The 1,021-nt window shown below is 66.9% G+C and carries 2 protein-coding genes; both read left to right on the top strand.

What is annotated here, in order from left to right:
* Positions 1-64: 64 nt before the first annotated feature.
* Complete coding sequence (locus tag AB0I68_RS39190) at positions 65-550, top strand: winged helix-turn-helix domain-containing protein (protein WP_363182224.1); 486 nt, start codon at positions 65-67, stop codon at positions 548-550.
* A gap of 50 nt (positions 551-600) precedes the next feature.
* Positions 601-1,021: transposase (locus tag AB0I68_RS39185; protein ID WP_363182225.1), on the top strand; the 421-nt coding region annotated here is incomplete at its 3' end.

Raw genomic sequence — 1,021 nt, 5'->3', positions numbered from 1 at the left:
TACTGAGAATTTCGGGTTGTCGTCGGGTAGTGACGGTTCTTGATCCCTGCGGTATGCCGTTGGTATGCGTTATCCGGAGGGTGGGGGCCTGACCGCTGAGCGTCGGGCATTTCGGGAGAAGATCCGGCTCCAGGCCGGGCAACGATTCGCGGCGGGTGAGAAGACCGCGGCGATCGCGAAGGACCTGCGAGTGAGCGTGCGGTCGGTGGAACGCTGGCGCCGCGCTTGGCGCGAGGGCGGGTTGAAGGCCTTGTACTCGGCCGGGCCGGCGAACTCTCCGACGATCAGTGGGGCCCAGTTCACCGTGCTCGAGGAGGAGTTGGCGAAGGGGCCGGCCGCGCATGGTTTCGAGGATCAGCGGTGGACCCTGGTTCGGGTGCAGAGCGTGATCCGCCGCCGGTTGCGGGTGAGTCTTTCGGTAGCGACAGTGTGGCGACTGCTGAAACGGCACGGTTGGTCCTGGCAGGCACCCGCCCGCAGAGCCCTCGAGCGTGACGAACACGCCGTCGAGTTGTGGAAGCGGGAGGTGTGGCCACGGGTAAAAGCCTAGCGGCGGCCCATGGCGGCTGGATCGTCTTCGAGGACGAAGCCGGATTCTCCATGACGCCGCCCCGCGCCCGCACCTGGGGCCGACGCGGACACACCCCAGTCGTCCACGTCCGCGGCCGCTCCCGACGCAGGACCTCGGTGGCTGCGCTGTGCTGCTACAAACCCGGCGAGGGGAGTCGGCTGATTCACCGGCCCCGCAACCACCTCCTGCTGAAGGGGGCACGGAAGAGCTTTTCCTGGCAGGACTACCGGGACCTCCTCGTCCGGGCCCACATTCAGCTCGGCGCCCCGATCGTGGTCGTTTGGGACAATCTCAACACCCATCTGGCAGCAGGGCTGAAACGGTACGAGGCCGAACACGACTGGCTCACCACCATCCGGCTGCCGCCGTACGCACCCGATCTCAACCCCGTCGAGGCCGTCTGGTCCCTCGTGCGCAGAGCGATGGCCAACACCGCGTTCGATACATCCG

The sequence above is a fragment of the Streptomyces sp. NPDC050448 genome (assembly GCF_040655295.1).
GTDB lineage: Bacteria > Actinomycetota > Actinomycetes > Streptomycetales > Streptomycetaceae > Streptomyces.
This window is presented reverse-complemented; position numbering and strand designations above follow the sequence as displayed.

Excerpts from the sequence above, each read along its gene's own strand:
- AB0I68_RS39190 (WP_363182224.1), top strand. The coding sequence starts at position 65 with ATGCGTTATCCGGAGGGTGGGGGCCTGACCGCTGAGCGTCGGGCATTT.